1 protein-coding gene is annotated in these 3020 nt (G+C 72.4%); it reads right to left on the minus strand.

Annotated elements, in window-relative coordinates; all coding sequences use genetic code 11:
* Positions 1 to 109: 109 nt before the first annotated feature.
* Positions 110 to 3020 (minus strand): type VII secretion protein EccCb (gene eccCb / locus B7X32_RS19930; RefSeq protein WP_292723748.1); only part of this gene is annotated, 2911 nt, incomplete at its 5' end.

Below are 3020 nucleotides of genomic sequence, written 5' to 3' on the forward strand. Positions count from 1 at the left end.
TCGATCAGCCCGCCACCCCTCCGCGAGACTCCATCTCGGCGACGAGACTGCGGTCCAGGCGCGCAGTCTCGTCGCCCAGATGGAGTCTCGCGGTCAGGAGGGGGGCGCGTCACTCGTAGCGGGGCGGGACCCAGAGCAGCTGGGCGGCGACGACGCCGCGGTCGCGGCTGACGATCTGGGCGCGCCCCGGGATGGACGGGACGGCCTTGACCTTGCCGATCAGCTGCCCCTCCTCCGGGTTCCCGCTGAGCAGGATGCCGGTGGCGCCCAGATCCGTCATGCGCTGGATGATCGGATCGTAGGCGGCGCGGCTCGCCCCGCCGGCGCGGCGCGTGAGGATCACGTGCAGACCCAGATCCGCCGCCTGCGCGAGCAGCGGCGCGAGCGGAGCCACAGGGTTGCCCTGCGAGGTCGCGACGAGGTCGTAGTCGTCGACGAGCACGAAGCCCTCCGCGCCGCTCCACCAGGAGCGGGTGCGCAGCTGCTCGGGCGTGACATCGGGGCCCGGGATCCGGCTGCGGAAGAACGCCGCCAGCTCGTTGATGCCGCCCTCGGCCAGCTCGTGCGAGGTGAGGTAGGCGCCGAGGTACTCCTGCGGGATCTCGCCGAGCAGCGCCCGGCGGTAGTCGACCACGAAGATCTTCGCGCGGTTCGCCGGGTACAGCCGCATGATCTCGTGCACGACGCCGCGCAGCATCGACGACTTGCCGGAGTCGGCGTCGCCGTAGAGGTACAGCAGCGGCTCGGCCGCGGGATCGACCGCGAACGGCGCGAGGTTCTCCTCGTCGATGCCGAGCAGCATCTGGCGCGGCTCGGATCCGCCGTTCGCCCGCGTCGCGAGCGCGCGCAGCTCGTCGTGCGAGATGCGGGACGGCAGCAGGCGCAGCTTGGGACCGGCCGGTCCCCGCCAGGCCGCGCCCACGCGTCGCACGAGGTCGTCGACGCCGTCGGCCAGGGATCCCGCGTCCTCGACCCCGTCGATCCGCGGCAGCGCGGTGAGCATCTGCAGCGCACGCGGATCCAGGCCCCGGCCGGGGAGCGAGGTGACGTTGCCCGCGGCCTTGCGGTCGACCTCGGAGTCGGTCGCGTCGCCGAGGCGCAGCTCGATCCGGGTGCCGATGAGGTCCTTGACGTTCGCGCGGATCTCCATCCACCGCGCGGCGGTGAGGATCACGTGCACGCCGTAGGTGAGGCCGCGGGCGGCGATCGCCTGGATCGGCGCCTCGAGGTTCTCGAACTCGGTGCGCAGCGTCCCCCAGCCGTCGACGACGAGGAAGATGTCCCCGTAGCCGTCGTCGACGGTCCCCTCGGCACGACGGCGGCGGTAGGTGTCGATCGAGTCGATGCCCTGGGCGCGGAAGTACACCTCGCGTGCGTTCAGGAGCGAGGTGATCTCGCTGACGGTGCGGCGCACGACGTCGGGCTCGGAGCGGGTCGCGAGACCGCTCAGGTGCGTGAAGCCCTGCATGCCGGCGAAGCTTCCGCCACCGAAGTCGATGACGAAGAACTGCACCTCGCGCGGAGTGTGCGTGAGGGCGAGCGCGGTGACGGTGGTGCGCGCGAGCGTGCTCTTGCCGCTCAGCGGCGCACCGACGATCGCCATGTGACCGGCGGCGCCGCCGAGCGAGACCACCAGGTTCTCGCGCCGCTGCTCGAGCGGCACGTCCACGATGCCGAGCGGCACGGTGAGGCCTCCCACCGCGCGCCAGCGCGGCGAGATCAGTCCGAGCTGCGGATCCTCGACGAGATCGCCGAAGAGGTCGCCGATCGTGGCGGGCACCTCGAGCGGCGGCAGCCACACCTGATGCGCCGCGGGCCCTCGTCCGCTCATCCGCTCGACCGCGAGCTCGAAGGTGCTGCCGTTCTCCTCGGGCGCCGCCGGCAGCTCGAGCTCGACGGGCGCCTCGGCCTGCGGCGGGGCGCTGCGCACCGGCGCGGCCGTGAACACCTCGACCGCGGCGTCCTGCGGGCCGCGTCGCGAGCCGGAGGCCGCACGACGACGACGGGGCGGCGGTCCCGAGACGTAGGCCGCGCGGAACTGGGTCATCGTCTCGGTGTCGCTCTTGAGGAAGCCGATGCCCGGCTCGGGCGGCAGGTGGTAGGCGTCCGGGACGCCGAGAACGGCACGCGACTCGGACGCGGAGAACGTGCGGAGGCCGATGCGGTACGACAGGTACGTGTCGAGGCCCCGCAGCTTGCCCTCCTCGAGGCGCTGCGAGGCCAGCAGCAGGTGGACCTGCAGCGAGCGGCCGACGCGGCCGATGTTGACGAAGCTCTCCACGAACTCCGGCTTGGCGGCGAGCAGCTCGCTGAACTCGTCGGCCACGATGAGCAGCGCGGGCAGCGGCTCCAGATCGGTGCGGCCCCCGCGACGGGCCTTCTCGTAGTCGGCGACGTTGGCGAAGTTCCCGGCCGCGCGCAGCAGCTCCTGGCGGCGCACGACCTCGCCCTGCAGCGCATCCTGGAAGCGGTCCACGAGCGAGAGCTCGCTGCCGAGGTTGGTGATGATCGCCGAGACGTGCGGCATGCCGGCCATGCCCGCGAACGTGGCGCCGCCCTTGAAGTCGACGAGCACGAAGTTGAGCTGCTCCGGGGAGTGCGTGAGCGTCAGCGCGAGCACCAGGGTGCGCAGCACCTCGGACTTCCCGGATCCGGTCGCGCCGATGATCAGACCGTGCGGACCCATGCCCTGCTGGGCGGATTCCTTGATGTCGAGGATGAGCGGGGAGCCGTCCTCGGCCTGCCCGATGGGCACGCGGAGGCGGTCGCGCTCGAGGCGCGGCGCCCAGACCGTGTCGAAGTCGATGTCGCGCACGTCCGGCAGGCCGAGCAGGTCGACGAGCTCGGCCTGCCCGCGGGCGACGGCCTTGTCGGCCACCGGAGAGAGCGCCGTGGGGTTGACGGCGATGAGCCGACGCGCGGTGGCTTCCGCCTCCACGATCGTGATCCCGTCGGGCTGGAACGGCTGCGCCAGCATGGAGCGGCTGACAAGCTCCGCGGCGCCGGGCTGGGAGGGCGAC

Source organism: Microbacterium sp. 13-71-7 (assembly GCF_002257455.1).
In the GTDB taxonomy this organism is placed as follows: Bacteria; Actinomycetota; Actinomycetes; order Actinomycetales; family Microbacteriaceae; genus Microbacterium.